General features: G+C 66.2%; 25 protein-coding genes. 17 read left to right on the top strand and 8 right to left on the bottom strand.

Annotated elements, in window-relative coordinates:
- The first annotated feature begins 41 nt into the window (after window positions 1-41).
- Window positions 42-986 (top strand): AAA family ATPase, encoded by a 945-nt coding sequence (locus ACMVY4_RS20520; protein WP_416897806.1) that lies wholly within the window; start codon window positions 42-44, stop codon window positions 984-986.
- 12 nt (window positions 987-998) lie between these two features.
- Here the strand turns inward: ACMVY4_RS20520 and ACMVY4_RS20515 are convergent, their stop codons facing one another.
- The 3 genes from ACMVY4_RS20515 to ACMVY4_RS20505 form a co-directional block, all read right to left on the bottom strand.
- Entirely contained in the window at window positions 999-2,144 is a 1,146-nt protein-coding gene (locus ACMVY4_RS20515) for a S1C family serine protease (RefSeq protein WP_416897805.1), read from the bottom strand.
- 257 nt (window positions 2,145-2,401) lie between these two features.
- Window positions 2,402-4,669, bottom strand: coding sequence for a molybdopterin cofactor-binding domain-containing protein (locus tag ACMVY4_RS20510; RefSeq protein ID WP_416897804.1), 2,268 nt, complete (start codon window positions 4,667-4,669; stop codon window positions 2,402-2,404).
- A gap of 14 nt (window positions 4,670-4,683) precedes the next feature.
- Window positions 4,684-5,136, bottom strand: a complete 453-nt coding sequence (locus ACMVY4_RS20505) for a (2Fe-2S)-binding protein (RefSeq protein WP_416897803.1) — start codon at window positions 5,134-5,136, stop codon at window positions 4,684-4,686.
- A 286-nt stretch (window positions 5,137-5,422) separates the two neighbouring features.
- On the opposite strand from ACMVY4_RS20505, the gene soxX reads away from it, so the two are divergent.
- Genes soxX through parC form a run of 5 tightly spaced genes read left to right on the top strand, consistent with a single transcriptional unit; the run spans window position 5,423 to window position 9,606 of the window.
- Window positions 5,423-5,770 carry a sulfur oxidation c-type cytochrome SoxX gene (gene soxX / locus ACMVY4_RS20500; protein ID WP_416897802.1) on the top strand — a complete coding sequence of 116 codons (348 nt, stop codon included), beginning with the start codon at window positions 5,423-5,425 and terminating at the stop codon, window positions 5,768-5,770.
- Window positions 5,767-6,273: a thiosulfate oxidation carrier protein SoxY gene (locus tag ACMVY4_RS20495; RefSeq protein WP_416897801.1), complete on the top strand. Its 507-nt coding sequence runs from the start codon at window positions 5,767-5,769 to the stop codon at window positions 6,271-6,273. Before soxX ends, ACMVY4_RS20495 begins: the two co-directional genes overlap by 4 nt.
- Window positions 6,273-6,602 carry a thiosulfate oxidation carrier complex protein SoxZ gene (gene soxZ, locus ACMVY4_RS20490; RefSeq protein ID WP_416897800.1) on the top strand — a complete coding sequence of 110 codons (330 nt, stop codon included), beginning with the start codon at window positions 6,273-6,275 and terminating at the stop codon, window positions 6,600-6,602. The genes ACMVY4_RS20495 and soxZ overlap by 1 nt, the downstream gene beginning before the upstream one ends.
- Before the next feature lie 5 nt (window positions 6,603-6,607).
- On the top strand, window positions 6,608-7,372 hold the full coding sequence (recO, locus tag ACMVY4_RS20485; RefSeq protein WP_416897799.1) for a DNA repair protein RecO: 765 nt from the start codon (window positions 6,608-6,610) through the stop codon (window positions 7,370-7,372).
- Window positions 7,369-9,606, top strand: coding sequence for a DNA topoisomerase IV subunit A (parC, locus tag ACMVY4_RS20480; protein ID WP_416897798.1), 2,238 nt, complete (start codon window positions 7,369-7,371; stop codon window positions 9,604-9,606). Before recO ends, parC begins: the two co-directional genes overlap by 4 nt.
- Here parC and ACMVY4_RS20475 read toward each other — a convergent pair whose 3' ends face one another.
- The 3 genes from ACMVY4_RS20475 to ACMVY4_RS20465 form a co-directional block, all read right to left on the bottom strand.
- Window positions 9,607-11,637, bottom strand: coding sequence for a TRAP transporter permease (locus tag ACMVY4_RS20475; protein ID WP_416897797.1), 2,031 nt, complete (start codon window positions 11,635-11,637; stop codon window positions 9,607-9,609).
- Window positions 11,638-11,801: 164 nt separating this feature from the next.
- Entirely contained in the window at window positions 11,802-12,965 is a 1,164-nt protein-coding gene (locus ACMVY4_RS20470) for a TAXI family TRAP transporter solute-binding subunit (RefSeq protein ID WP_416897796.1), read from the bottom strand.
- Between the two features lie 108 nt (window positions 12,966-13,073).
- Entirely contained in the window at window positions 13,074-13,568 is a 495-nt protein-coding gene (locus ACMVY4_RS20465) for a GNAT family N-acetyltransferase (protein ID WP_416897795.1), read from the bottom strand.
- 73 nt (window positions 13,569-13,641) lie between these two features.
- Between ACMVY4_RS20465 and ACMVY4_RS20460 the strand changes: the two genes are divergently transcribed.
- From ACMVY4_RS20460 to ACMVY4_RS20435, 6 genes are all read left to right on the top strand, one after another.
- The gene (locus ACMVY4_RS20460; RefSeq protein ID WP_416897794.1) at window positions 13,642-14,523 is read left to right on the top strand and encodes a TauD/TfdA dioxygenase family protein; all 882 of its coding nucleotides are present in this window, start codon (window positions 13,642-13,644) and stop codon (window positions 14,521-14,523) included.
- Between the two features lie 48 nt (window positions 14,524-14,571).
- Window positions 14,572-15,786 carry an MFS transporter gene (locus ACMVY4_RS20455; protein ID WP_416897793.1) on the top strand — a complete coding sequence of 405 codons (1,215 nt, stop codon included), beginning with the start codon at window positions 14,572-14,574 and terminating at the stop codon, window positions 15,784-15,786.
- A 63-nt stretch (window positions 15,787-15,849) separates the two neighbouring features.
- On the top strand, window positions 15,850-16,620 hold the full coding sequence (locus ACMVY4_RS20450; RefSeq protein WP_416897792.1) for an ABC transporter ATP-binding protein: 771 nt from the start codon (window positions 15,850-15,852) through the stop codon (window positions 16,618-16,620).
- The gene (locus tag ACMVY4_RS20445) at window positions 16,620-17,324 is read left to right on the top strand and encodes an ABC transporter ATP-binding protein (RefSeq protein ID WP_416897791.1); all 705 of its coding nucleotides are present in this window, start codon (window positions 16,620-16,622) and stop codon (window positions 17,322-17,324) included. The genes ACMVY4_RS20450 and ACMVY4_RS20445 overlap by 1 nt, the downstream gene beginning before the upstream one ends.
- A 4-nt stretch (window positions 17,325-17,328) precedes the next feature.
- Complete coding sequence (locus tag ACMVY4_RS20440) at window positions 17,329-18,333, top strand: branched-chain amino acid ABC transporter permease (RefSeq protein ID WP_416897790.1); 1,005 nt, start codon at window positions 17,329-17,331, stop codon at window positions 18,331-18,333.
- On the top strand, window positions 18,330-19,595 hold the full coding sequence (locus ACMVY4_RS20435; RefSeq protein WP_416897789.1) for a branched-chain amino acid ABC transporter permease: 1,266 nt from the start codon (window positions 18,330-18,332) through the stop codon (window positions 19,593-19,595). Before ACMVY4_RS20440 ends, ACMVY4_RS20435 begins: the two co-directional genes overlap by 4 nt.
- 73 nt (window positions 19,596-19,668) lie before the next feature.
- Here the strand turns inward: ACMVY4_RS20435 and ACMVY4_RS20430 are convergent, their stop codons facing one another.
- Window positions 19,669-20,877, bottom strand: a complete 1,209-nt coding sequence (locus tag ACMVY4_RS20430; RefSeq protein ID WP_416897788.1) for an ABC transporter substrate-binding protein — start codon at window positions 20,875-20,877, stop codon at window positions 19,669-19,671.
- 113 nt (window positions 20,878-20,990) lie between these two features.
- Window positions 20,991-21,407, bottom strand: coding sequence for a MucR family transcriptional regulator (locus ACMVY4_RS20425; RefSeq protein WP_416897787.1), 417 nt, complete (start codon window positions 21,405-21,407; stop codon window positions 20,991-20,993).
- A 257-nt stretch (window positions 21,408-21,664) separates the two neighbouring features.
- On the opposite strand from ACMVY4_RS20425, the gene rpiB reads away from it, so the two are divergent.
- The 5 genes from rpiB to ACMVY4_RS20400 are packed head-to-tail and all read left to right on the top strand — an operon-like array spanning window position 21,665 to window position 25,616.
- Entirely contained in the window at window positions 21,665-22,108 is a 444-nt protein-coding gene (gene rpiB, locus ACMVY4_RS20420; RefSeq protein WP_416897786.1) for a ribose 5-phosphate isomerase B, read from the top strand.
- Window positions 22,109-22,126: 18 nt separating this feature from the next.
- Window positions 22,127-23,425: a serine hydroxymethyltransferase gene (gene glyA / locus ACMVY4_RS20415; RefSeq protein ID WP_416897785.1), complete on the top strand. Its 1,299-nt coding sequence runs from the start codon at window positions 22,127-22,129 to the stop codon at window positions 23,423-23,425.
- A gap of 30 nt (window positions 23,426-23,455) precedes the next feature.
- The gene (gene nrdR, locus ACMVY4_RS20410) at window positions 23,456-23,920 is read left to right on the top strand and encodes a transcriptional regulator NrdR (RefSeq protein WP_416900366.1); all 465 of its coding nucleotides are present in this window, start codon (window positions 23,456-23,458) and stop codon (window positions 23,918-23,920) included.
- Window positions 23,898-25,016 (top strand): bifunctional diaminohydroxyphosphoribosylaminopyrimidine deaminase/5-amino-6-(5-phosphoribosylamino)uracil reductase RibD, encoded by a 1,119-nt coding sequence (gene ribD / locus ACMVY4_RS20405; protein ID WP_416897784.1) that lies wholly within the window; start codon window positions 23,898-23,900, stop codon window positions 25,014-25,016. Before nrdR ends, ribD begins: the two co-directional genes overlap by 23 nt.
- Window positions 25,017-25,025: 9 nt before the next feature.
- Window positions 25,026-25,616 carry a riboflavin synthase gene (locus ACMVY4_RS20400; RefSeq protein WP_416897783.1) on the top strand — a complete coding sequence of 197 codons (591 nt, stop codon included), beginning with the start codon at window positions 25,026-25,028 and terminating at the stop codon, window positions 25,614-25,616.
- Window position 25,617 lies beyond the last annotated feature (1 nt).

Genomic DNA, 25,617 nt, shown 5'->3' with positions numbered 1-25,617 from the left:
CGGGATAAGACAGGCGCGGGCGAACGAACGGGAGGACCCAGGTGAGCGCAGACTGGCAGGACAAGCTGTCCGATCCGAAGAAGATCGAGGAGTCCTTCTCGACCCTCGGCTACATCTCCAACGACCGGATCGCGACCGCCGTGTTCCTGGCGCAGCAGCTCACCAAGCCGATCCTGGTCGAGGGACCGCCCGGCGTCGGCAAGACCGAACTGGCGCTAGCCACCGCCGAGATGCTCGGCATTCCGCTGATCCGTCTGCAGTGCTACGAGGGCCTGGACGAGGCCAAGGCGCTCTACGAATGGAAGTATGGCAAGCAGCTCCTCTACACCCAGGTTCTGAAAGAGAAACTGGCCGATGTGATGGGGGATGCGAAGACGCTGCCCGAGGCGATGGGCAAGCTGCACAGCTTCTCCGACATCTTCTTCAGCCACGATTTCCTCGAGCCCCGGCCGCTGCTGAAGGCGCTGGAGGCCGAGAATGGCGCGGTGCTGCTGATCGACGAGATCGACAAGTCCGACTACGAGTTCGAGGCCTATCTGCTGGAGATTCTCTCGGCCTACCAGATCAGCGTGCCGGAGATCGGCGTCGTGAAGGCGAAGATCCCGCCGATCGTCTTCCTGACCTCCAACAACACCCGCGAGATGGGCGACGCCCTGAAGCGCCGGTGCCTGCACCTCTACATCCCGTTCCCGGACGAGAAGACCGAGCGCCGCATCGTCGCCGCCCGCGTGCCGGAAGTGGCCGAATCCCTTCGCAAGCAGATCGTCAGCTTCGTGCACGGCCTGCGCGAGGAGGAACTCAAGAAGCTGCCGGCGATCTCCGAGACCATCGACTGGGCGCGCACGCTCCTGCTGCTGAACACGTCCGAACTCGACGTCGAGACGGTGCGGCGGACCATCAACGTGCTGCTGAAGTTCCAGGAAGACGTCGAGGGCACCGACCGCCAGCTCTACAAGATGGTCCGCGAGGCCAGGGACGCGGTCTGACCCGCCGGCGGCCTATTGCCAGAAGGCGGCGGCCGCGATGGCGAAGTGAAGCTGGACGTCGCCGGCCACGGTGAAGTTGGTGATGCCCACCAGATTGCCCGCGGAGTCGAACAGGCCGCCGCCCGACGATCCCGGCGCGGCGTGGGCCGAGGTCTGGATCAGCGGAATGCCGTTGTTGGAGCGCAGCTGACTGACGATGCCGTCATGCAGGGTCTGCTGCAGCCCGTGGGGCGCGGCGATCGACCAGACTTTCTCGCCCATTTTCAGATCCTCGAACGCGCGGACACCGGGCGTCGGAACGAGCGGCATGTCGATCGATTCGAGCAGGCAGCGGTCGGTTGCCGGATGCGATAGCAGCAGCTTCGCCCTGCCGTTGCGCTCGCCCTGCAACAGCACGATCACCGCGGCACCCTTCAGCACATGGCAGTTGGTGGCGAGGTGGCTCTTTGAGACGGCGACGGCGGAGCCCTGCTTCACGTTCCGGGATGCCCGGAAATCCTCGATGGAGGCTGCCGAGAGCACGACATGGACGCTGGAGGCGACCTGTTCGTAGAGCTTGTCAGGAGAGAGCGGCGGCCCCGACAGGGTCAGGGGCCGGTCCGGACGCAGCCCCCGCCAGGACGGCCAGAACGGGTCGGAGGGGTCGAGCGAGTTGTAGTTCAGTATCCCCGGCGTCAGCGCCGCCACGCGGGGCGCGCCGGCCATGGCGCTGCCCATGCGTTCCGCAGCGGGGTGGTCGCTCTGACGTGTGTTGGTGGGATGGATTGGCGAGGCCTGTTCCGGCTGCCCGGGCGCGTCCATGAACCGGTCGCGCAGTTTCTCCAGACAGGCGGCTTCCCGGTAGCTGCTGACCTGCGCGGCCTGCTCGCACATCTGACGGATGCGGTTCCGGTCGGGAGCGGTCAGTGCGGACAGGTCCGGAAAGGCGACCGGGATCCGCAACTCGGCCATCTGCTGTTCGACGCAGCGCGCCCAGGGCGCCGGACCGGACTTCATCTCCTCGGCGCAGGCCTCCCGGAGCAGACGGGCATTGCGGAGCGACAGCTGGCCGAGATCGGGGCGGAACATCAGCCGCCGCCAGGCGCGGGCATGATAGTCGAGGCATTCGAGGTGATGCTTCTCGATGCGTCTATCGCCGACATCGCAGGCCAGCTTCATGGCCTGTTGCGCATCGACCGACAGATTGCGCAGGTCGATGGTCCTGGAAAGGGCGGGCGCGATCAGGCCTGATACGCAAAGAAGTATCAGAATACCAATACGAATCAGATATTTAGCCGGTTCCCTCATGCCCGGGAAAGCTAACAGCCGCCGAATTGGGCGGCAAGGTCCGAGATGTTGAAAGGGCAGGGTCCGGAAAGAGAAGCGGCGCCGGTCTTCACCGGCGCCGCCCTCCGTTCAGGACCGGATGGATCGGGTCAGCCGAGGGCCGCCTTCACCTTCTCCGGGGTGATCGGCAGGTCGCGCACCCGGGCGCCGGAAGCCGCGAAGATCGCGTTCCCGATCGCAGGGGCGGTCACCGTGACGCCGGGTTCGCCGGCGCCGGCCGGGTAGTGGCCCGTGGACAGCACCGTCACGTCGATCTCCGGCATGTCTTCCATGCGGAGCGGCGTGTAGGTGTCGTAGTTGTCCTGCTGGATGGCGCCGTTTTCCATGGTCGCGAATTCCTTCGTCGCGATGGAGACACCCCACAGCGCGCCGCCCTGGACCTGGGCCTCGACGCCCTGCGGGTTCACGGCGGTTCCGACGTCGATCACCAGCGTCAGCTTCTGGATCTCGAAGTTGCCGGTGGCCTTGTCGACCTTCACCTGGGCCGCGCAGGCGGTCCAGGTCGGGCTGTTGCGCTCCTGCGCCGTCACCGCGGCCAGACCGACACCCACGCCGTCACCCATGTCCTTGCCGTAGCCCGACTTCTCGGCGCAGATCTTCAGGACATTGGCGAGACGCTTCGCGCCGCCCACCGAGTTCGGCGGACCGCCGGCGTTCTTGCCGGTGGCGTCCAGCATGCCCAGCTTGAACTGCAGCGGATCGATGCCGGCCTTGTTCGCGATCTCGTCGAGGAAGCACTCGACCGCCCAGAAGGTCCAGCCCGGCGCCACCGAACGCAGCTGGCCGGCCGGCGTCGCCGACTGGGCCATCGGCGACTTGATCGTCGTCACCGTCTGGTTCGGAATGGTGTACCAGTGGTCCGCGCCGTTGATCGAGAACGGATCCACCTTGCCGGACTTGTCGGCCGAGTCGGCCAGGAAGGCCGGCGCCTGACGCGCCGTCGCCCAGGCCGAGACCACACGCTGCTCCATGCCGACCATGCGGCCGTCCGAAGCGCCGCCACGCACGACCTGGTGCGTGATGGTGCGCGTGAAGTCCATCGTCATGTCGGCCTCGCGGCTGTAGATGACCTTCACCGGCTTGCCGGCCCCCTTGGCGGTCAGCGCCGCGACCAGGATGTAGTCCGATTCCAGACGCCGGCCGAAGCCGCCGCCGAGATGGTACTGATGGACAACGACCTGACTCGGGTCGATCTGCAGCGCCGCCGGCACCAGACCCAGCGCGAGGGTCTGGAACTGGTTGCCGCAATGGATGTGATAGACGTCGTCGACCACTTCCACTGTGGCGTTCAACGGCTCCAGCGGCGCATGGATGTTGAGCTGCGTCGTGTAGGTCGCCTCGTGCTTCACCGCGGCGCCGTCAATGGCCGGCCCGGAGTCGCCGTCCTTCACGAACAGCTGCGCACCGTCGCCCGACTTCTGCAGCGCTTCGGCTTCGGCCATGATCTTGGCCGACGAGGCCCCGGTGTTCGGACCCAGGTCATAGCTGACCTTCAGGGCGTCACGTGCCTTCAGCGCCTGGTGATACGTGTCGGCCAGCGCGACCACCCAGCCGGTGGTCGTCATGGTCGGATCCTCGATCACCACATGGCCCTGATAGCCGGCCATGCCCTTGGCGGCGGAGTCGTCGACGCCGGTCACCTTGGCGCCGTAGCGGACCGGCGGCACTTTCGGCGTGCCGACGATCATGCCCTCGACCTCGACATCGATGCCGAAGGTGGCGGTGCCATTGGTCTTGCCCGGGATGTCCAGCGCGCCGACCGAGTGGCCGACCAGCTTGCGCTTCGCTGGATCCTTGAGCTGGATCGCCTTGAGCTCGTCCTCGGAGAAGTTCCGCGCCGTGACGCCTTCCTTCACCAGGTCGCCATAGCTGATCTTCCGGCCCGACTTGGCATGCATCACCATGCCGTTCTCGGCCGACAGCTCAGCCAGCGGCACGCCCCACAGCTTCACCGCGCCTTCCATCAGCGCGATGCGGCCGGCGGCGCCGGCGCGGCTCAGCTGATCGAAGGTCCAGTTGACCGACCAGGAACCGCCGGTGACGAACAGTCCGTATTCCGGTGCCGTCGAGACGTAGTGGATGGAGACGTTCTCCCACGGCACTTCCAGCTCTTCGGCCAGCGCCTGCGCCAGCGGCGTGCCGACGTGCTGGCCCATCTCGGCCTTGGTGATGTTCACGGTGACCTTGCCGTCGCCGTCCATGGTGAACCAGATGTTCGGGGAGAAGGTGCCCTCGGCGCGCGCTTCGGCGATCCCCAGCGGGCCGCCCATCATCGCGTAGCCCATTGTCAGCGTGCCGGCGGTCATCCCGACCAGGAAGCCGCGGCGGGACAGGGCGATCTTTTCGTGCTTTGTCATGATCGTGTCCCCCCTCAGCCGGCCATCTCGGTCGCGGCGCGGGCCACGGCCTTCTTGATCCGGACATAGGCCATGCAGCGGCAGAGGTTGCCGGTCATGGCGTTCACGATGTCCTCGTCGCTCGGGCTCTTGTTCTCCGAAAGGAATGCAGCGGCCTGCATGATCTGGCCCGACTGGCAGTAGCCGCACTGCGGCACCTGCTCCGCGATCCAGGCCTTCTGGACCGGATGGTCGCCACCCAGGCCCTCGATCGTCGTGATCTTGGCGCCTTCAGCCGCCTCGACCGGAGTCACGCAGGTTCTGGTCGCCTGACCGTCGATGTGGACGGTGCAGGCGCCGCAAAGTCCCTTGCCGCAGCCGAACTTGGTGCCGGTCATCTTCAGATGTTCGCGGATAACCCAGAGCAGCGGGGTATCCCCGGGGACGTCGACCGTTTTGGTCTCCCCGTTGACGGTGAGCGTTGCCATATAACCTCCCAAGGATGCGTCACCGTCGATTGTCGCGGTGCGCTTTGTTTTTTGGGCTGGAGGTACCACGACCGGCAGCGGGTTGACGCAACACGCATTCGATCCGATCAGTATTCCCCAACCCTGAAATCTTGATGGACGCAGCGTCATCCTGTCAAACTTTCATAGTATCCAACTGCTTCTTGCAGCGCTGGCTGGCACCGCGCTCGTCGCCGGACCGTCCGCCGCGGGCTGCCCTGAACCAGTTGCCTCCTACAGCGTCGTCGACGATGCGATTCCCGCGCCGTTGTGCGGTCTGTCGGGGGACGCCGAACGGGGGCGAGCGGTTGTCGCCAGCCGAAAGGGCAACTGCCTTGCCTGCCATGCGGCGCCGGTTCCGGAAGAAAGGTTCCATGGCGATATCGGGCCGCCGCTGCACGATGTGGGTCGGCGCTACAGCGCAGCGGAACTCCGGCTGAGGCTAGTCGATTCCACACTTGTCGATCCGGATACGGTCATGCCGCCCTTCCACCGGGCCGAGGGCCTGTCGGGGGTCCGGTCCGACCGCGAGGGTCAACCCATCTTGAGCGCGCAGCAGGTGGAGGACGTGATAGCCTATCTGCTGACGCTGAGACAGGAGCCGCCAAGCAGATGAGACCGGGACCCGACCGCAAGCGGCGCGCGCTGATGGCGCTGGGCGCTGCGGCCGTGGCGGCGGCCGTGGCGCCTGCGTCCCTGGCCGAGACCATACGCAACCGGCTGTCCCAGACGCGCCGCACCTTCCCGATGGACGCCGATCCAGAAGACGCCGAGCGGATGATCCAGCGCGCGATACGCGGCCGGACGCCTGTGCCGGATATCGTGAAGATCGACCTGCCCGGCATCGCCGAGAACGGCGCCTCGGTGCCGCTGACCTTCGACGTCGATTGCGCGATGGCGGGCAAAGACTATCCGGAGACGGTTCATGTCTTCGTCATCGACAACCCGTTTCCCGAGGTCGCCCGTTATCGCTACGGACCCTGGAACGGCAGCGCGCAGACCGAGATGCGCATCCGCATGGCCACCAGCTCCGATGTCGTGATCGTCGCCGAGATGGCCGACGGCAGGGTCGGCGTCACGCGCGAGGCGGTCGAGGTGCTGGAAGGGGCCTGCAGCTGATGGCCGCCGGCGACAGACGCATCCACGCGCCCGACACCGTGAAGCGCGGCGAGACCTTCCTCGTCCGGACGCTGGCGCGGCATCCGATGGAGTCCGGCGTGCGCTTCGACACCGGCAACATCGTCGTCTACCCGCGGCACATTCTTCAGGAGGTGCTGGCCTTCTACAACGGCAACCAGGTCTTCCGCGCCGAATGGTTCAGCAGCGTGTCGGCCAATCCCTATCTCAGCTTTCACCTGAAGGCGCAGGAGAGCGGCGAGATCGAGGTCGTCTGGATCTCCGACTACGGCGTCCGTTCCAGCGCGAAGACCCGCATCGAAGTGGTCTGAGCGGCATGGAATGGACCGATGACGCCATCGTTCTTTCGCTCAGGCGGCATGGAGAGACCTCGGCGGTCGTCTCCCTTCTGACCGCCGAACGCGGCCGGCATGGCGGTCTCGCCCGCGGCGCCTATTCCAGGCGGATGCGCGGCGTGCTGATGCCGGGCAACGGCGTCACCGCCACCTGGCGGGCGCGGACCGAGGACCATCTGGGATCGCTGAAGGTCGAACCGGGCCCCAGCCGAGCCGGTTTCATCATGGACGACCCGGGCCGGTTGGCCGCACTCAACAGCGCCGTCGCCATTCTGGATGGCGGGCTGATGGAGCGGGAGGCGCATCCGGCGCTGTTCCGGGCCACCGGTGCGCTGTTCGATGCGCTGGCGGCGGCGACCGACGACTGGGCCGAGGCCTATTTCGCCTGGGAACTCGGCCTGCTCGGCGAACTGGGTTTCGGCCTTGACCTGTCGAAATGCGCGGGCGACGGCCGCACCGAGGGCCTGGGCTATGTTTCGCCCAAATCGGCCCGGGCGGTCTCGCTGGCCGCGGGCGCACCCTACCGCGAGAAGCTGCTGCCGTTGCCGCGCTTCCTAATCGGCGAGCGCGGGCGGCCACCGGCGAATCATCCGCAGACCGATCTCGCCGATGCGGCCGAACTGACGGGACACTTCCTGGAACGCCACGTCTTCAGCCAGCGGAATACCGCGCTTCCCGCGGCCCGCGGCCGATTTGTGGAGATTCTGTTGCGGGACAACACAACATCTGGTGTCTTGAGCGCATGACCGAGCAGACCCCCCCTGACCGCGAGAACATCCAGCCGATCCCTCTGGGGGAGGCGCTGAGCGAGCGCTATCTGGCCTACGCGCTGTCGACGATCGTGTCGCGGTCGCTGCCGGATGTCCGGGACGGCCTGAAGCCCGTGCACCGGCGCCTGCTCTATGCGATGCGGCTGCTGCGCCTCGATCCGGATGCAGGGTTCAAGAAATGCGCCCGCATCGTCGGCGACGTGATGGGCAAGTTCCACCCCCACGGCGACACCGCGATCTACGACGCGCTGGTCCGCCTGGCGCAGGATTTCGCCGTCCGCTACCCGCTGGTCGAGGGGCAGGGCAATTTCGGTAATGTCGATGGCGATAACGCCGCGGCCATGCGCTACACGGAGGCGCGGCTGACCGAGGTCGCCGAACGGCTGCTGGAAGGCATCGACGAGGATGCCGTCGATTTCCAGCCGACCTATGACGGCGAGGAATCCGAGCCACTGGTGCTTCCTGCGGCCTTCCCGAACCTGCTGGCCAACGGCGCCGCCGGTATTGCGGTCGGCATGGCGACCAACATTCCGCCCCACAACGCCACCGAGCTCTGCGAAGCGCTGCTGGTGCTGATCCGCAAGCCGTCCACGCCGGTGGCCGACATGTTGGAACATGTGCCGGGACCGGACTTTCCGACCGGCGGCGTCATCGCCGAGGATCGCGAACGTATCGTCGAGGCCTACGAGACGGGCCGGGGCAGCCTGCGGGTCCGGGCGCGCTGGGAGAAAGAAGACGGCGGCCGCGGCACCTACCAGATCGTGGTCACCGAGCTGCCCTATCAGGTGCAGAAGGGCAAGCTGGTCGAGAAGATCGCGGCGCTCATCAACGACCGCAAACTGCCGGCCCTGGCCGATGTGCGCGACGAGTTCGCCGAAGACGTCCGCCTGGTGCTGGAGCCGCGAGCGCGGACCATCGACGCCGACGCGCTGATGGAGCAGCTGTTCCGCCAGACCGATCTGGAAGTGCGTTTCGCGATGAACATGAACGCGCTGGACGCCACGCGGACGCCGCGCGTGATGTCCCTGAAGGACATGCTGCAGGCGTTTCTGGACCACCGCCACGAGGTGCTGCAGCGCCGGACCCGTCATCGGCTGGCGAAGATCGCCGACCGGCTGGAGGTGCTTGGCGGCTACCTCATCGCCTTCCTCAACCTGGACGAGGTGATCCGGATCATCCGCACCGAGGACAGGCCCAAGGACGCGCTGATCGAGCGCTTCGAGCTCACCGAACGTCAGGCCCAGGCCATCCTGGACATGCGGCTTCGCCAGCTCCGCAAGCTCGAGGAGATCGAGATCCGCAAGGAGCACGATGCGCTGGTCGCCGAAGAAGCGGAGCTCAACGAACTTCTGGCCGACGAGAAGCTGCGCTGGAAGAAGATCGCCGGCGAGATTGCCGAACTGAAGAAGTGGCTCGTCGGCAAACCGGACCTCGGACTGAGACGCACCAGCTTTGCCGATGCGCCGTCGGAGGAGCTGGCGCAGGCGGCCGAGGAAATCCTGGTCGAGAAGGAGCCCCTGACGGTCATCTGCTCCGAGAAGGGCTGGATCCGTGCTGCCAAGGGGCACATCGCCCCCGACACCGAACTGAAGTTCAAGGACGGCGACCGCGGCCGCTTCGCCATTCACGCGCAGTCGACCGACCGGCTGCTGATGCTGTCGACGGACGGACGCATCTTCACGCTGCCCTGCGACCGGCTTCCGGGCGGGCGTGGCCATGGCGAGCCCGTGCGGCTGATGATCGACCTGCCGAACGATCAGGACATCGTCGACCTGTTCGTCCATCAGCCCGGACGGAAGCGCCTGATCGCTTCCGAGTCGGGACGCGGTTTCGTCTTCAGGGAGGACGACCTGATCGCCTCCACGAGGAACGGCAAGCAGCTGCTCAACCTGCCGGCAGGCGAGGAGGCGCGTCTGGCGGCAATCGTCGAGGGCGACACGGTCGCGGTGATCGGCGAGAACCGGAAGTTGCTCGTCTTCTCCCTCGAGGAAATGCCGGAGATGAGCCGGGGCAAGGGCGTGATCCTGCAGCGTTACAAGGATGGCGGTGTGGGCGACGTTAAGTGCTTCACCCGCGCCGAGGGCCTGACCTGGACGACTGCCTCGGGCCGCGTGATGCGCGAGGACAACCTGTTGATGTGGGAAGGCAAGCGCGCCTCCGCCGGCCGCAACGCCCCGCGCGGCTTCAACCGGTCCGGCAAGTTCGCCTGATCAGGCCCTGACCGGCGCCTCCCGCCGGGTCATGATCGCCAGCAGCACCCCGGGCCCCGCCACGACGATGGCGGCGATGGCCAGCGTCAGGTGGCTGTATCCGATCATGCCGCCGCCCGGTGTCGCCAGCAGGATGCCGCCGGCAACCATCAGCGCCCGGGACACCATGCCCAGCGTGCCGCGTCCGACCGGGCCGGCGAAGATCAGATAGCCCTGCAGTCCGCTCGCCAGCAACAGCACCCCGGAGAAGGCAGTGACCAGCACGATGGTGATCTCGACCGGATCGCCGAGCAGCAGCAGCGCCGGGTTGAAGACGAAGAAGAACGGGATGAAGTAGATGATCGTGCCCAGCCGCATGGCCTCGAAGCCGGTCTCCATCGGCTTCGCATTGGCGACCGAAGCGGCGGCGAAGGCGGCCAGCGCCACTGGCGGCGTGATGAAGCTGAGCATTCCCCAGTAGAGCATGAACATGTGCACCGGCATCGGATCGAGGCCGGAGCGGATCAGCGCCGGCGCCAGAATGATGGCGAGGAAGATGTAGGCCGCTGTCACCGTCATGCCGATGCCGAGAATGAAGCTGGTCAGCGCGCCCATCGCCAGCAGGATGAAGATGTTGTTGCCGGCCAGGTAGACGAGGTCGTTGGTGACCGAGCCCGCCATGCCGGTACCGACGACAGCGCCGACGATCAGGCCGATCGCCGCCAGGATGCCGGCGAGTTCGGCCAGCAGGAAGATCGTCGCCTGCAGGAACTTGTAGAACTTCTTCCAGTCCATCCGGTGCTTGGGGCTCAGCTGGTTGAGGATCAGAAGCAGCGCGGTGGCGTAGAAGGGCGCGCGGGCTTCCTGCAGCAGGAAGACGAGCATGAAGACCAGCACGGCGAAGGCGAAGATGTAGAACCAGCCGTCCTTCAGGACATCCAGCAAGCGCGGCATCTCTTCCTTGGGCAGACCCTGGATGCGGTTGCGCGCGGCATAGCTGTCGATCTGCACGAACAGACCGAAATAATAGAGCAGCGACGGCACGATGGCGGCGATGGCGACGTCGATGTAGCGGACCTGCAGGAAGTCGGCCATGACGAAGGCGGTGGCCCCCATGATCGGCGGCATCAGCACGCCGCCGGTCGAGGCGCAGGCCTCGATGCCGCCGGCATACTTCGCCGAGAAGCCGATGCGGCGCATGGTCGGGATCGTCAGCGTGCCGGTCGTCAGCACATTGGTGATCGGGCCGCCGGACATCGACCCGAACAGGCCCGACGAGAAGATCGCGACCTTGGCCGGACCGCCGCGGACATGCCCGAGCAGGGCGAAGGCGAAGTTGATGAAGAACAGGCCCGCGCCGGTGTAGACCAGCGCCATGCCGAAGGCGAGGAAGCCGAACACGAGCAGACCGAAGGCGCGCATCGGAATGCCGAGCAGGCTTTCGATCGAGTAGACGTGAAACGCGGCGGTGTCGAGGAAGCCCATCGGGGCGCCCTGGATCACCTGCGGCACCTGATCGGCGAAAATCGGGTAGAGCGAGATCGCGAGGACGATGAAGAAGATCGGCCAGCCGCCTGTACGCCGCCCGGCCTCGATGACCAGCACCCACATCACCACCGCCATCCATTGCGCCCATTCGGGCGCGACGTATTCCCAGGCCTCTTCCTGGATCTGCAACGAGTTGAACAGCAGGTAGAAGGTCACGCCGAGCGACACGGCGGCCGGTATCAGGTCATACAGCGGCACCTTGTCCCGGCGCTGACTGGCATAGGTCGGGAAGACGATGAACACCGTGGCCAGCATCATGCCGACCAGGGCGTAGAGGTATTCGTTGACCAGCAGGGTGTAGCCGATTTTTCCGTCGCCGCCGAAATACTGCCAGATCTCGTTCAGCCGCGAGTCGAGCTTGAAGATCTGATAGATCGACAGAAGGATCGCCAGCGTGCCAATGACCGTCACGACGACCTGCCAGAACGGATTCAGCGACCGCGTGCGCTGAAGATCGACGTCGGGTACGTCCTCTTCCTTGATATCCAGCTTCTTGTCGCTCATCGGACGGACTCCGGGTGCAGATCGGGCGGCGATACGGCCTGGCGGTATCGGCGTAGTGCAATCGGCGCGGCCAAAGGGTATTGGCCCGTCCGGATTGCGGCGTCGGGAACGCAGCCGCCCCGGAGCGGGCTCCGGGGCGGGATTGCGTCAGCGCGTGTGGGCGGTCACCACTCGTAGAAGATGACGGTCAGGCCGGCAGCTTCCAGCGCGTCGGCGCGCGCCTTCATCCAGCCCTTGGCGAATGCCTCGTCATCGTCCGGCGCGCCGGCGAGATAGCCTTCCCAGGCCTTCTTCAGAACAGCCTGGCGGTTGAGCGAACCGGCCTGGATCTCGTCCTGACCCTCGGGCCAGACGCCGACCTCCTTGTAGTACTTCACCGCGCCCTCGTGGTACGGCAGCAGCTTGTGGAACTGCTGGTTCTCCATGGCCCAGCCGGTCGCCCCCGGCGCCGTGTCCTTGAAGATGTCGAAGTGGGTGTGGATCGCCTTCACGATGCTGTAGGAGGTGTCGGCCTCGACATCGTCGCGGGACGCGAGGATCGGGTAGGGCGTGTTGGCCATCCACTGACCGCCTTCCGCCATGCCGGTGCCGACGGTGGCGAATGTCGGCAGATACCACGGCACGACCCCGTTGAGGCGTTCCCAGCACTCGGGGTCGTTCGGGACCACCGGATAATGCAGACCGCGCGGGCTGGCTTCGATCTTCTTGTTCAGGGCCGAGAAGGTGGCGTTGTTGAGCGCGTCGACTTCGTTGTTGATGAACCCGTCGACCGCGGGTCCGTGGCCGCCGAACTCGACCTTCTCGACATCGTCCCAACCGACGCCGAAGCAGGCCATCATCGCCTCGACCGCCTTGTTCAGGGCCGGCGCGCCGCGGATCCAGGCAACGCGCTTGCCCTTGATCTGGTCCATGGTCTCGATGGACTTGTCGCCCGGCGTCACCATGCCGACGGCCGCGCCCTTGCCAATCGCCAGCATGTGCAGGCGCAGCGGCTGCGGTCCCCAGTCGCGGTTGCCGAAGGTGAAGACACCTTCCTGCGCATAGACTGAGTCCGAACCCGTCGCAGTGAACTGCGCGCGGCCCGCCTTGACGGGGCCGAGCCGGGAAACGTCGTTCTTGCCCGGCAGGACGCGGACATTGGTGCCGTAATTGTTCTTCAGGATCGAGCCGAGGCCGACCATCTGACTGTAGCCGGACGAGCCGACGTCATAGGCGGTCACGACAAGCGTTCCCGGCAGTTTGATATCGTCCGCCATGGCGCTCGATACGCCGAAGGCTGACGCCGCGAGGACGCCCATGGTCCACGCACGACGCGTCATTTTCATCATCTTGATTTCCTCCCCTGTGAAGACAGAACTGTAGTTCTTTTTTATTTCACAGTCTTATCGTGGCCTGAGCCTGACGTGGCGTCAATCGATCTCGACAGGGTTTTGGAATCAAAGTGTTTTCTCGAAACGCCACACCCTGAGAGGGAAGGGGTCGCCGAGAGTCTCGACCGCAAGCGTCACGGTGTCGGCCACATGCCAGCCGGACTTCCGGTAGAAGGCCGCAGCGCGTTCGTTGCCGACGGCGCAGGCCAGCCAGGCCTGACCGTGTCCGGCCCGTTTCAGCCGCGTCTCGGCGTCCTGCATCAGCGCGGCTGCGACGCCGGCGCCCCGCGCCTCGGCCGAGACCATCAACTGGTTCAGTTCGTCGTCCTTCAGCGTACAGAATCCGGCCGTCAGGCCATCGATCTCGCAGACGCGGGTATCGCCGATCATCGGTTCCAGCCGGGCCCGGAAGCTCTCTGGCGTCCGCAGTTCCGCCAGCGCCGGCGGCACATGGTCGATATGGCCGTCGCGCCAGGCGTTGCGCCAGAGCTCGGCCAACGCATCGAGGTCGTCGGGATCTGCGTCCCTGAGCTGGAGCGGATCGCCTCCCGTTTCCTGCATGCCGCTCCCTGCCTTCCGTACGGTTCGGTTCCACGGTCGGTACGTGTAGTGTTCCGGCGGGGAGGAGCGCAGCATGAGTCTCGCATACACCGCAACCGATTCCGCCGCACCGTTCCAGTTGAGGCCGGTCACGCCGTCCGTCGGCGCGGAGGTCTCCGGCATCGACCTGACCGAATCGCTGGATGAGAAGGCGGTTGCCGCCCTGCGCGCAGCGCTGATCGAGCATGGGGTGCTGTTCTTCCGGGACCAGCCGGTGACGCCCGATCACCAGGTCGCTTTCGCGCGCCGGTTCGGGCATGTGCCGAAGGTGCCCGATTCCATGTTCCTGGTGCACGAGGCGAACCCCCATGTCTCGGTCCTGCTCAACGACGCCGACCGGCCGCCGACGGTGAACAACTGGCATTCGGACTATTCCTTCGCGCCGTTGCCCGATTTCGCGTCCGTGCTGCGCTCGGTCGTGGTGCCGGATTGCGGTGGGGACACGGTCTGGGCGGGCATGTTTGCTGCCTGGGACGGCCTGCCCGACCGGATGCAGCAGCATCTGGACGGGCTGACCGCGACACACGATTTCATGAAGCTCTACGAACGGCCGGTGAAGAAGCGGCTCTGGGAAGGAGAGCGCGGCAGGCTGATGGAAGCGGCGCGCCGCGAGTTTCCCCCGGTCAGCCATCCGGTCGTGCGCCCCCATCCCGAGAGCGGGCGCAAGGCGCTGTTCGTCAACGAGAGCTTCACCCGCCACATCGACGGCATGTCCGAGCAGGAAAGCCGGCACCTGCTCGCCTTTCTGTTCGAGCACTGCAAGGCGCCCGAGTTCCAGGTGCGGTTCCGCTGGTCGCCGGACTGCGTGGCCATGTGGGACAACCGTTCGGTGATTCACTACGCCGTTGCGGATTTCCATCCAGCCCGCCGCCTGATGCACCGCGTCACCGTGCTGGAACGGCTGAGGGAAGGCTGACCGGCTGCGGCCGGGCAGCATCGGGGACAGCGCCGGGGAGGGCGGGATTTGGACGGCAAGTGGCGGGCGGTCGGGCTTCTGTGCCTGGCGGAAATTCTGGCGCTCAGCCTGTGGTTCACAGGCGCCGCGACGCTGCCGGCGATCCGGGCGGAAACGCAAATCAGCGACCTGCAGGCCTCGCTCTACTCGTCGATGCTGTCGGTCGGCTTCGTCGCCGGTACGCTGACCAGCGCCATACTGGGGCTCGCGGACCGTTGGCGTCCGCAGCACTATTTCTTCGGCTCCGCCCTGATCGCCGCCGTGGCCAACTCGACCGTCGCCTGGCTGGATCCGGCTTCGCCGCTGATCCCGGTCCTGCGCTTCGTCATCGGCGCCTGCATGGCCGGCTGCTATCCGGTCGGCATGAAGATGGTCTCGACCTGGGCGAAGGGCGACATGGGGCTGCTGGTCGGGATCCTGGTCGGCGCGCTGACCCTGGGGTCGGCGGCGCCGCATCTCAGCCAGGCTCTGCTGCAGGGTCTCGACTGGCGGCTTACGCTCTATGTGACGTCCGGCTGCAGTGTGCTCGCGGCCCTGCTCGTCCTTGGCGTGCAACTCGGCCCCAACGCGATGGCGGCGGCGAAGTTCAAGCCTTCGGCGGTTCTGGAAGCCTGGCGCAACAAGGCGCTGCGGCTCGCAAATTTCGGCTATTTCGGCCACATGTGGGAGCTCTACGCCGTCTGGGGCTGGATCGTGGTCTTCCTGACCGCCTCCTTCACGGTCTGGTACGGCGAGGGTGACCCGCGCATCGGCTTCGCGGCCTCGCTGACAGCCTTCGGCGTGCTTGCCATGGGCACGGTCGGCGCCCTGCTCGCAGGACTGCTGGCCGACCGGATCGGCCGCACGACCGTGACGATGGCGGCCATGATCGCTTCCGCGGCGTGCTGCCTCGTCGTCGGGTTCCTGTTCGGTGGCCCGCCGGGGCCGCTGATCGCGCTCTGCCTGTTCTGGGGCGTGGTCGTGGTGGCGGACTCGGCGCAGTTCTCTTCCGCCGTGATGGAACTCGCCGACCGGGACCGCATCGGCACCATGGTCACTGCCCAGACCTGTATCGGCTTCTCGCTGACGCTGGTCAGCCTGCACCTGCTGCCCGAGGCCGTCGAACTGATCGGCTGGGAACGCGCCTTCTGGATCGTTTCCGTCGGCCCGCTGCTCGGAACGCTCGCCATGTGGCGGCTCCGGCATCACCCGGACGCGGTGAAGATTGCAGGGGGCAGGCGGTGATTGCGGCCTCGTTCAAGTCCCTCTATGACGGCGCGTGAATTTTTCTGAACCTCAGGGGGCGGCGTGTCCGCACGCATCGACGTCCAGGACGTATCCATCAGCTTCGGCGGCCTCAAGGCGGTGCAGCACTGCACGCTGTCGGTGGCGGCCGGCTCGATCACGGGTCTGATCGGACCGAACGGCGCGGGGAAGACCACGCTGTTCAACATGGTTGCGGGGGCGCTGAAGCCCACGGGCGGCACCATCCTGATGGACGGCGAGGACATCACCGGCGTGCCGTCGGACAAGCTCTACGCGAAGGGACTGCTGCGCACTTTCCAGATCGCGCACGAGTTCGGCCACATGACGGCGCTTGAGAACCTGATGATGGCGGCGCCTGAGCAGCAGGGCGAGAACCTGTTCAATGCCTGGTTCCGGCCCGGCGCCGTTCGCGAGCAGGAACAGAAGGTCCGCGACCGCGCGCTGGAGGTGATCGAGTTCCTGAAGCTGGATCATGTTCGCAACGAACTGGCGGGCAACCTGTCGGGCGGGCAGAAGAAGCTGCTCGAGCTCGGCCGGACCATGATGGCGGAGGCCCGGGTGGTGCTGCTGGACGAGATCGCCGCCGGCGTGAACCGCACCCTGCTGCAGGATCTGTTGGCCGATATCGAGTATCTGAACCGGGATAAGGGCTACACCTTCTTCGTGATCGAGCACGACATGGATCTGATCGCGCGGCTCTGCGATCCGGTGATCGTCATGGCCGAGGGCTCGGTGATGACCCAGGGCGCCATCGCGGACATCCGCAACGACCCGGCCGTGGTCGAGGCCTATTTCGGCGCGGAGACCGTCTGATGGCGCTGCTGGAAGCCCGCGGCCTGCATGCCGGCTACGGCGGCATGAACATCCTGAACGGCGTCACCATCGAGATCGAGGCCGACCAGATCGGCGTCATCGTCGGTCCCAACGGCGCCGGAAAGTCCACCAGCCTGAAGGCGATCTTCGGCCTGCTGCATGTCTCGGAAGGCTCGGTGGCGCTGGCGGGCGAGGACATCACCAATGCCGCTCCGGAGAAGCTGGTGCGGCACCGGATGGCCTTCGTGCCGCAGGAATACAACGTCTTCCCGACGCTCTCGGTCGAGGAGAACCTGGAGATGGGGGCCTTCGTCCGCCGCGACGACTTCGCCCACGTCATGGAACAGGTCTATGGCTTCTTCCCCGATCTGAAGGACAAGCGCCGGCAGCCGGCAGGCGAGCTGTCCGGCGGCCAGCGGCAGATGGTGGCCGTGGGCCGCGCGCTGATGATCGAGCCGAAGCTGATCCTGCTCGACGAGCCGACCGCAGGCCTGTCGCCGCTTTACATGAATCAGATCTTCGAACGGATCATCGCCATCAACGAGGCCGGCGTCGGTGTGCTGATGGTCGAGCAGAACGCGCGGCAGGCCCTGAAGATCGCGCACAAGGGTTTCGTTCTGGCCGGCGGGCGGAACCGCTACACGGACACGGGCGCGAACCTGCTCGCCGATCCGGAAGTCGCCAAGAGCTTCCTGGGGGGATGAGCCGATGAACGAACTCGTCTTCTTCCTCAACAAGGTGGTGATCTCCGGCGCTGTGATCGGCTCGATCTACGCCATGGGTGCGATCGGCGTGACGCTGGTCTTCGCCATCCTGCGCTTCGCCCATTTCGCCCATGGCGACATGATGACCATGGGCGCCTTCATCGCCTTCGCCCTGACCGCGGCCTTCCCGGCCGCCGGCGAGATCATCGGCCTGCCCACGGCCTTCGTGCTGCTGCCCATCGCCATGGTGCTCACGGCGGGGGCGGCCATCGGTCTCGACCGGGCCTTCTACCGGCCGCTGCGCGGCGCCAATCTGAAGCCGGTCGTCTTCGTCATGGCCTCGGTCGGCGTCACCCTGATGATCCAGGGTCTGATCCGGCTGCTGGCGGGACCGTCCTCGCGGCAGCTCTACATCGACGACCGCAAGGAGATCTTCCGCCTCGACATCCCGTTCGATCTGGCCCGCATGAAGGTCGTCATCACCGAGCCGCAGATCCTGCTGTTCGCCTTCACGGCTGTCGCGGTCGTGGCGCTGCACCTCTTCCTGACGCGGTCCCGGCTGGGCAAGGCCATGCGGGCCATGTCGGACAATCCCGATCTGGCGCGTGTCAGCGGCATCAACACCGACATGGTGGTGCGCACGACCTGGATCATCGCCGGCATGCTGGCCGCTGCGGCGGGTACGCTGCTGTCGCTGGACGTGGCGCTGAAACCCGACCTCAGCTTCAACATCCTGCTGCCCATCTTCGCCGCCGCCATCGTCGGCGGCGTGGGCCGGCCCTACGGCGCAGTGCTGGGCGGCTTCGTCGTGGGCTTCGCCGAGACGCTCGCCGTCTTCAACTGGGCGATCCTGCTGAGACCGTTCCAGGACAGCATGCCCGACTGGATCGAACTGCCGACGAAGATCGCCTTCGTGCCGACCGAGTACAAGATCACGGTGCCTTTCGTGTTGCTGGTGGTGATCCTGGTGTGGCGGCCGACCGGCCTGTTGAAGGGACGCATCCTGTGACCGGGGCGCGGCGGGAAATTCTGCTCTTCGGCGGGCTGGCGGTCCTGATCGGGGCCGTCTTCATGTCGCTGGGCGCGGCCTATGGTGTGCGCATGCTGGCCGAGGCGAGCTGCTACGCCATTCTGGCGCTGGGTCTGACCATCCAGTGGGGCTACGCCGGGCTGTTCAACGCGGGCGTGATGGGCTTCGTCGCCCTGGGCGGCGTCGCCACCATGACGCTGACCTATCCGGTCAACGAGGAGTTCTGGGCCTCCGACGGTCCGGCCGGCCTGGCCGGCGTGGCGGTCTGGCTGATCGGCGCGGTGGCGGTGGTCTGGGGCGTCAGCCGCTCCGACCGCCTCGGGGTGCCGAAGGGGCTGCGCAATGCCCTGACCGCCATCGTCGCCGGGGCGGCCTATCTGGTCGTGGTCGCGCAGCTGGAACCGGTCGCCGAAGCCATCGAGAAGGGACCGGGCTTCATCGGCGGCTTCGGCATGCCTGTCCTCGTCGGCTGGGCAGCGGGCGGCGTGGTCGCCGGGCTGGTGGCCTGGTTCGTCGGTCATGTCTGTCTCGGTCTGCGCAGCGACTACCTCGCCATCGCCACACTGGGCATCGCCGAGATCATCAAGGCGGTGCTGAAGAACTCCGACTGGTGGACCCGCGGCACGCTGACGGTTTCGCCGCTGCCCTGGCCGGTCCCGACACCGGGCGAGATCGGTTTCGTTGCCGCACGCAGCGCCTATCTGGCCGTGACCGCTGTGCTGATCGTCGTCATCTATCTGCTGCTGCAACGGGCCTGGCACGCGCCATGGGGCCGGATGATGCGCGCGATCCGGGACAACGAGGTCTCCTCGGCTGCCATGGGCAAGGACGTTAACCGTCGCCGGCTGGAGATATTCATCCTCGGTTCGGTACTGATGGGCATCGGCGGTGCGGCGCTGGTCAGCTTCTCGTCGATCTTCGACCCCAGCGGCTTCATTCCGCTGAACCACACCTTCCTCGTCTGGGTGATGGTGATTCTGGGCGGCGCCGGCAACAACCGCGGCGCCATCTTCGGCGCGCTTCTGGTCTATGTGGTCTGGACCATGTCAGAGCCCGCAGCGCTGGCCCTGTTCGATGTCGCCCGGGCCGTCGGCGACGGGGTGTTCGGGGCGGCGCTGGCCGAGGATCTCAACAGCCGCGCCCTGCAGATGCGGGTCTTCGTCATCGGCCTGACCATCACCCTGGTGCTGCGTTACGCGCCCCGGGGCATGCTGCCCGAGGAGCCGCCGAAGCACGAGTAGGCCGGACGGGGCATGAAAAAGGCCCGGACGGCGGACCGTCCGGGCCTCGTTCCGTCGCCGGTGGCGGCCTGGCCTACATGGCCGGGCCGACCTCGGTGAACCTGCCGCCCTTGACCAGCATCTCGACAATCACGCCGGGTACGTCGCCCGCATCGTCGAATTCGTGGCTGCCGGTGGCGCCTTCGTAGTTGATGTCCTTGCCGGCGGCGATGGCGGCCTTGGCCTTCGCCCACTCGCCGGGAAGGATGGTCTCACCCGGTGCGGAGGCAACATCGCGCAGCGCGGCGTTGAGACCCGCACGGTCGGCGGAGCCATTCTTCTCGATGGCCAGAGCCAGCAGAAAGGCCGCGTCGTAGGACTGGGCCGCGAACACGGCGGTCGGATCGACGCCGGCCTCACGCGCCAGGACGCTGAACTTGCCGGCGCCGGGGATCTGGGGCGTGCCCGGCTTCGTCGCGAACATGGTCGACAGGCGGTCCGCGCCAACGGCTTCGAGCAGCTTGTCGCCGACCATGCCGTCGCCGCCGACGAACTGGCTGAAGATGCCGCTTTCCAGCGCCTGACGCAGGATGGTCTGGCCGGAGCCGTCGGCATAGGCGAGCACGACCAGCGTCGTGGCGCCGGAGCTTTCCAGCGAGCCGATCTCGGCGCGGTAGTCGGCCTTGCCGTCCTCATGCGCCTCGTTGGCCGCGACCACGCCGCCCTGGTTCTGGAAGGCGCTGGCCAGCGCGTCGGCGAAGCCCTTGCCGTAGTCGTTGTTCACATAGGTGATGGCGATGTCGTTGATGCCCTTCGACTGGATCAGCCGCGCCAGCACCGAGCCCTGATAGGCGTCGGACGGGGCGGTCCGAAACACCAGATCGTTGTCGGCCAGACCGGTCAGCGCCGGCGAGGTCGAGGCCGGCGAGATCATCACCACGTTGCCCGGGATGCCGGCATTGTTGGCAGCCGAGATGGTGGCGCCGGAGCAGAGCGCGCCGACGATGGCGGTCACGTTCTCGGCGTTGACCAGACGGTCCGCGGCGTTGGCGGCGGCGGTCGCGTCGGCGCAGGTGGTGTCGCCCGAAGCGAGGACAATGTTCTCGCCGCCGAGCAGTCCGCCCTGACCGTTGACGTGGGTCGCCGCCAGCTTGGCGCCCGCCTCGATCGGCGGGGTCAGGCTTTCGATCGGCCCGGTGAAGCCGCCCAGGAAGCCGATCTTGACGTCGGCCATCACGGCGGTGGAAGCAAGCAGCGCCGCCGAACAGGCAGCCACCGCCAGGGTGCGTTTCCTCGATAGCATTTGTACAACCCTCCTGTCGGAAAATGCTCAGAACTCAATTCTTAGAGGGTCTGCGGCACCTCAGAAAGGGGGGCGTTGCGACGGCTTGCCGATTTTTATGATTGATCTGGCAATCAGTTCTTCTTGCCCAGACCGATCTTGCGCGCGAATTCGGCCCGTTGCCTGGCGTAGTTCGGCGCGACCATCGGATAGTCCGGCGGTAGGTCCCAGCGTTCCCGGTAGTCGTCCGGCGTCATGTCGTAGCGCGCCTTGAGGTAGCGCTTCAGCATCTTCAGCTTCTTGCCGTCTTCCAGACAGACAAGGTAGTCGGGCATGATCGACTTCCGCACCGGGACTGCCGGTTCCGGGCGTTCTTCCGGCGTGGAATCGTCGATGGTGGCCGCCAGGGCGTTGCGGATATTCAGAATGATATCGGGGACTTGATCGGTCGGCGTGGCGTTGTTGGCGAAGTATGCAGATGATACGAGCGAGGTCAGGCGCAGGAGATCGGAGGGCTCGAGACTTTTTCCCGGGGTCTCGCTGTCATTCATTGCCACTTCCTCCTCATTCTCACGGCCCTGATTGCGGCGGCATATTAGAATGATGAAAGTGTTTTGCACGCCCTAATTGGTGTTACTTGATTCAGCAAAATTAATAGGTGTGTATTAGTCTCGCGGCCCCGGGCCGGCCTTGCATGCGCCTTGCACCGGTCGTTGTGCCGCAGCGCGCGAAGGGGCGGAGAGGCTTCGCATTCCGGCACAACATGTGGTATCTGCCGCGCCATCTTTTCCAGACGGGCGCGCGCAGAATGGCTGTCATCGTTGTCGCTTCGGATCATGCCGGATACGAAATGAAAGAGGCGCTGAAGCCGGAGATCGAGGCTTTCGGGCATCGGATACTGGATGCCGGCGTCCATGGCACCGACTCGGTCGACTATCCGGACTATGGCGCCGCGGCGGCGCGCGCCATCCGCGACGGCGAGGCCGAGATGGGCGTCATCGTATGCGGAAGCGGCATCGGAATTTCCATCGCGGCGAACCGTGAGCCGAAGGTCCGGGCAGCTCTCTGTCATGATGTCACGACAACCCGGTTATGCAGGCGGCACAACGATGCGAACGTGCTGGCGCTGGGCTCCCGGGTGATCGGCATCGAGACGGCGAAGGAATGCGTTGCCGCCTTCTTCGAAACCGGATTCGAGGGCGGCCGTCATCAGCGCCGCGTCGACAAGCTGGGCCACGGCCCCAATTCCTGACACACCGGGGGATATTTCATGAGCGAAGCCGCCTATGACGCAGCGGATTTCTGGAAATCGGATCTGGAGCGCGACGATCCGGAACTGTTCGAATCCTTCCGCCTGGAGATGGATCGCCAGCAGAACCAGATCGAACTGATCGCCTCCGAGAACATCGCCAGCCCGGCGGTCATCCGCTCGCTGGCGACGACCTTCAACAACAAGTACGCCGAGGGCTATCCGGGACGCCGTTACTATGGCGGTTGCGAGTTCGTCGACATCGCCGAGCGGCTGGCGATCGAGCGCGCCTGCAAGCTGTTCGACTGCAGCTTCGCCAATGTGCAGCCCCACTCGGGCGCGCAGGCCAACCAGGCCGTCTTCATGGCGCTGCTGAAGCCGGGCGACACCATCATGGGCATGTCGCTGGACGCCGGCGGGCATCTGACGCACGGCGCGCCGCCGAACCAGTCGGGCAAGTGGTTCAACGCCATCCAGTACGGCGTGCGCCGCGAGGACGCGCGGATCGATTTCGAGCAGGTCGAGGCGCTGGCGAAGGAGCGTAAGCCGAAGCTGATTGTGGCTGGCGGTTCGGCCTATCCGCGGGTCATCGACTTCAAGCGCTTCCGCGAGATCGCCGATTCGGTCGGCGCGTATCTGATGGTCGACATGGCCCACTTCGCCGGGCTGGTCGCCGCCGGTGTCCATCCGACCCCGCTGGATCACGCCCATGTCGTGACCTCGACCACCCACAAGACGCTGCGCTGCGCCCGCGGCGGCCTGATCCTCAGCCGTGACGAGGCGCTGGGCAAGAAGATCAACTCGGCCGTGTTCCCGGGCCTGCAGGGCGGACCGCTGATGCACGCGATCGCCGCCAAGGCCGCCGGTTTCGGCGAGGCGCTGAAGCCCGAGTTCAAGGCCTACAGCCGCCAGATCGTCGCCAATGCGCAGGCGCTGGCCGACGCCCTGATCGGCCGCGGCTTCGACATCGTCTCGGGCGGCACTGACACGCATCTGATGCTGGTCGATCTTCGCTCCAAGGGAGTCACCGGCAAGGACGCCGAGCACACGCTCGAGAACGCCCACATGACCTGCAACAAGAACGGTGTGCCTTTCGATCCGGAGAAGCCGATGATCACCTCGGGCGTCCGGCTCGGTACGCCTGCAGGCACGACCCGCGGCTTCAAGGAGGCCGAGTTCACCCAGGTCGGCAACCTGATCGCCGACGTGCTGGAAGCCTACGCGAAGTCCAATGGCGACAACTCGACCGCCGAGGCCGAAGCGCGCGGCAAGGTCGTCGAGCTTTGCAAGCGTTTCCCGATCTACACGCAGGGCCTATGATCGGCGGCTGACGCCGCAGGGGGAGGGATGATGCGCTGTCCGTACTGTCATAACGCCGACACGCAGGTGAAGGACTCGCGTCCGACCGAGGACAACACCGCGATCCGCCGGCGGCGCTTCTGCCCGAACTGCGGCGGCCGCTTCACCACCTTCGAGCGCATCCAGCTGCGCGAACTCACGGTGGTGAAGAAGAACGGCCAGCGCGTGCCCTTCGACCGCGACAAGATCGCCAGGTCGATCGATATCGCCATCCGCAAGCGTCCGGTCGATCCGGAGCGGGTGGACCGGATGATCAACGCCATTGTCCGGCAGCTGGAAAGCTCCGGCGAATCGGAGATCCCGTCCCAGACCATCGGCGAGCTGATCATGCGGGCGCTCGCCAATATCGATCAGGTCGCCTATGTCCGCTTCGCCTCGGTCTACCGCAACTTCCGCGAGGCGGCGGACTTCGAGGACTTCATCGGACGCGAACTTGGCCGGACCGAAGACGACTGACGCCGACCGGCGGCACATGCGCCACGCGCTGGCGCTGGCCCGCCGCGGCCTCGGGCGTGTCGCGCCGAACCCGGCCGTGGGCTGTGTCATTATCCGCGACGGGCTGATCGTCGGCCGGGGCTGGACACAGCCCGGCGGCCGGCCGCATGCGGAGACCGTTGCCCTGGCGCAGGCCGGAGATCGGTCGCAGGGCGCTACGGCCTATGTCTCGCTGGAACCCTGCAGCCACACCGGGCAGACCGGCCCTTGCGCCGAAGCGCTGATCGGCGCGGGCATCGCCCGTGTCGTGATCGCCGCCGAGGACCCGGACGAGCGGGTGAACGGCCGCGGCATCGAGATGCTGAGGAAGGCCGGGGTCGACGTGGCGGTCGGACTGCTGGGCCAGCAGGCCCGCGCGCTGAACGGCGGTTTCATTCTCAACCGGGCCTTCGGCAGGCCTCACATCACGTTGAAGCTGGCGACGTCGATGGATGGCCGGATCGCCACGAGCACCGGCGAATCGCAGTGGATCACCGGCGCCGCGGCCCGCGCCGCCGGCCACATGCTGCGCGCGACGCATGACGCCATCCTTGTGGGCGCCGGCACTGCGCGCGCGGACGATCCGGAACTCACCTGCCGGATCGAGGGACTGGAGGGGCGTTCGCCGGGCCGGATCGTGCTCGATTCGCGGCTGTCGATCTCGCTGACCAGCCGGCTGGTGAAGACGGTGTCCCAGGCGCCGGTGACAATTTTCTGCCGAGGCGAAGCGCCGGCCCAGAGGCGGCAGGCGCTGGCGGACGCGGGGGTCGAGGTTCTCGATGTCGATGCAGACATGGCCGGCATGCCGGCGCCGGATCAGGTGCTGGCCGCCCTTGCAGAGAGCGGCGTCACGCGCCTGCTGATCGAGGGCGGCGCGAAGGTGGCGGCTTCGTTCCTGCGCGCCGGTCTGGTCGACGAGATCGCGCTTTTCCGGGCTCCGAAGCTGCTGGGCGGCGACGGGCTGGCGGCCGTTGCGGGCTTCGGTCTGGACGACCTGCCAGATGCGCCGCAATTCCGTCCCGCCGGGACACGCCGCCTCGGCGACGATGTTCTGGAAACCTACCGCCGCCCGGACTAAAAGGACGCCATGTTCACCGGCATCATCACCGACATCGGACGCCTTCGCTCGATCGAGCCCCGCGGCGATCTCCGGCTCTCTATCGAGACGGCCTACGACACGTCTTCGATCGACATGGGCGCGTCGATCGCCTGCCATGGTGTCTGCCTTACAGTCGTCGACAAGGGGCCCGGCTGGTTCGCCGTCGATGTCAGCAAGGAGACCCTGGACCGCACCGCCTATGCCGCCATGAAGGAGGGTGCGCCGATCAATCTGGAGCGCTCGCTCCGGGTCGGCGACGAGCTGGGCGGCCACATCGTCACCGGCCATGTCGACGGTCTGTCGAAGGTCGTGAAGATCGAGCCGGTGGGCGACAGCCGCCGCTTCATCTTCGCGCTGCCGAAGGCGCTGGCGCCCTACGTCGCCGAGAAGGGTTCGGTTGCACTGAACGGTGCGTCATTGACGGTCAACGCCGTGAACGGCGACAGCTTCGAGATCAATATCATCCCGCACACCCAGGATCGGACGACCTTCGGCGTCATGGCGGAAGGCGATCCGGTCAACATGGAAATCGACGTCCTGGCGCGCTATGTCGCGCGTCTCGCTGAGACCAAGACTTGAA

The organism is Minwuia sp., from assembly GCF_048007105.1.
In the GTDB taxonomy this organism is placed as follows: Bacteria; Pseudomonadota; Alphaproteobacteria; order Minwuiales; family Minwuiaceae; genus Minwuia.
The sequence above is the reverse complement of the archived record's forward strand: the minus strand, read 5'-3'. Positions and strand labels throughout refer to the sequence as shown.

Bases quoted from the DNA above. Each gene is read 5' to 3' on its own strand.
- nrdR (WP_416900366.1), top strand. From the start codon at position 23,456: ATGCGCTGTCCGTACTGTCATAACGCCGACACGCAGGTGAAGGACTCG.
- ACMVY4_RS20400 (WP_416897783.1), top strand. From the start codon at position 25,026: ATGTTCACCGGCATCATCACCGACATCGGACGCCTTCGCTCGATCGAG.
- ACMVY4_RS20430 (WP_416897788.1), bottom strand. From the start codon at position 20,877: ATGCTATCGAGGAAACGCACCCTGGCGGTGGCTGCCTGTTCGGCGGCG.
- ACMVY4_RS20510 (WP_416897804.1), bottom strand. From the start codon at position 4,669: ATGACAAAGCACGAAAAGATCGCCCTGTCCCGCCGCGGCTTCCTGGTC.
- ACMVY4_RS20440 (WP_416897790.1), top strand. From the start codon at position 17,329: ATGAACGAACTCGTCTTCTTCCTCAACAAGGTGGTGATCTCCGGCGCT.
- glyA (WP_416897785.1), top strand. From the start codon at position 22,127: ATGAGCGAAGCCGCCTATGACGCAGCGGATTTCTGGAAATCGGATCTG.
- parC (WP_416897798.1), top strand. From the start codon at position 7,369: ATGACCGAGCAGACCCCCCCTGACCGCGAGAACATCCAGCCGATCCCT.
- ACMVY4_RS20475 (WP_416897797.1), bottom strand. From the start codon at position 11,637: ATGAGCGACAAGAAGCTGGATATCAAGGAAGAGGACGTACCCGACGTC.
- ACMVY4_RS20495 (WP_416897801.1), top strand. From the start codon at position 5,767: ATGAGACCGGGACCCGACCGCAAGCGGCGCGCGCTGATGGCGCTGGGC.
- ACMVY4_RS20425 (WP_416897787.1), bottom strand. From the start codon at position 21,407: ATGAATGACAGCGAGACCCCGGGAAAAAGTCTCGAGCCCTCCGATCTC.
- soxZ (WP_416897800.1), top strand. From the start codon at position 6,273: ATGGCCGCCGGCGACAGACGCATCCACGCGCCCGACACCGTGAAGCGC.
- ACMVY4_RS20505 (WP_416897803.1), bottom strand. From the start codon at position 5,136: ATGGCAACGCTCACCGTCAACGGGGAGACCAAAACGGTCGACGTCCCC.
- recO (WP_416897799.1), top strand. From the start codon at position 6,608: ATGGAATGGACCGATGACGCCATCGTTCTTTCGCTCAGGCGGCATGGA.
- ACMVY4_RS20465 (WP_416897795.1), bottom strand. From the start codon at position 13,568: ATGCAGGAAACGGGAGGCGATCCGCTCCAGCTCAGGGACGCAGATCCC.
- ACMVY4_RS20460 (WP_416897794.1), top strand. From the start codon at position 13,642: ATGAGTCTCGCATACACCGCAACCGATTCCGCCGCACCGTTCCAGTTG.
- ACMVY4_RS20445 (WP_416897791.1), top strand. From the start codon at position 16,620: ATGGCGCTGCTGGAAGCCCGCGGCCTGCATGCCGGCTACGGCGGCATG.
- rpiB (WP_416897786.1), top strand. From the start codon at position 21,665: ATGGCTGTCATCGTTGTCGCTTCGGATCATGCCGGATACGAAATGAAA.
- ACMVY4_RS20515 (WP_416897805.1), bottom strand. From the start codon at position 2,144: ATGAAGCTGGCCTGCGATGTCGGCGATAGACGCATCGAGAAGCATCAC.
- ACMVY4_RS20470 (WP_416897796.1), bottom strand. From the start codon at position 12,965: ATGATGAAAATGACGCGTCGTGCGTGGACCATGGGCGTCCTCGCGGCG.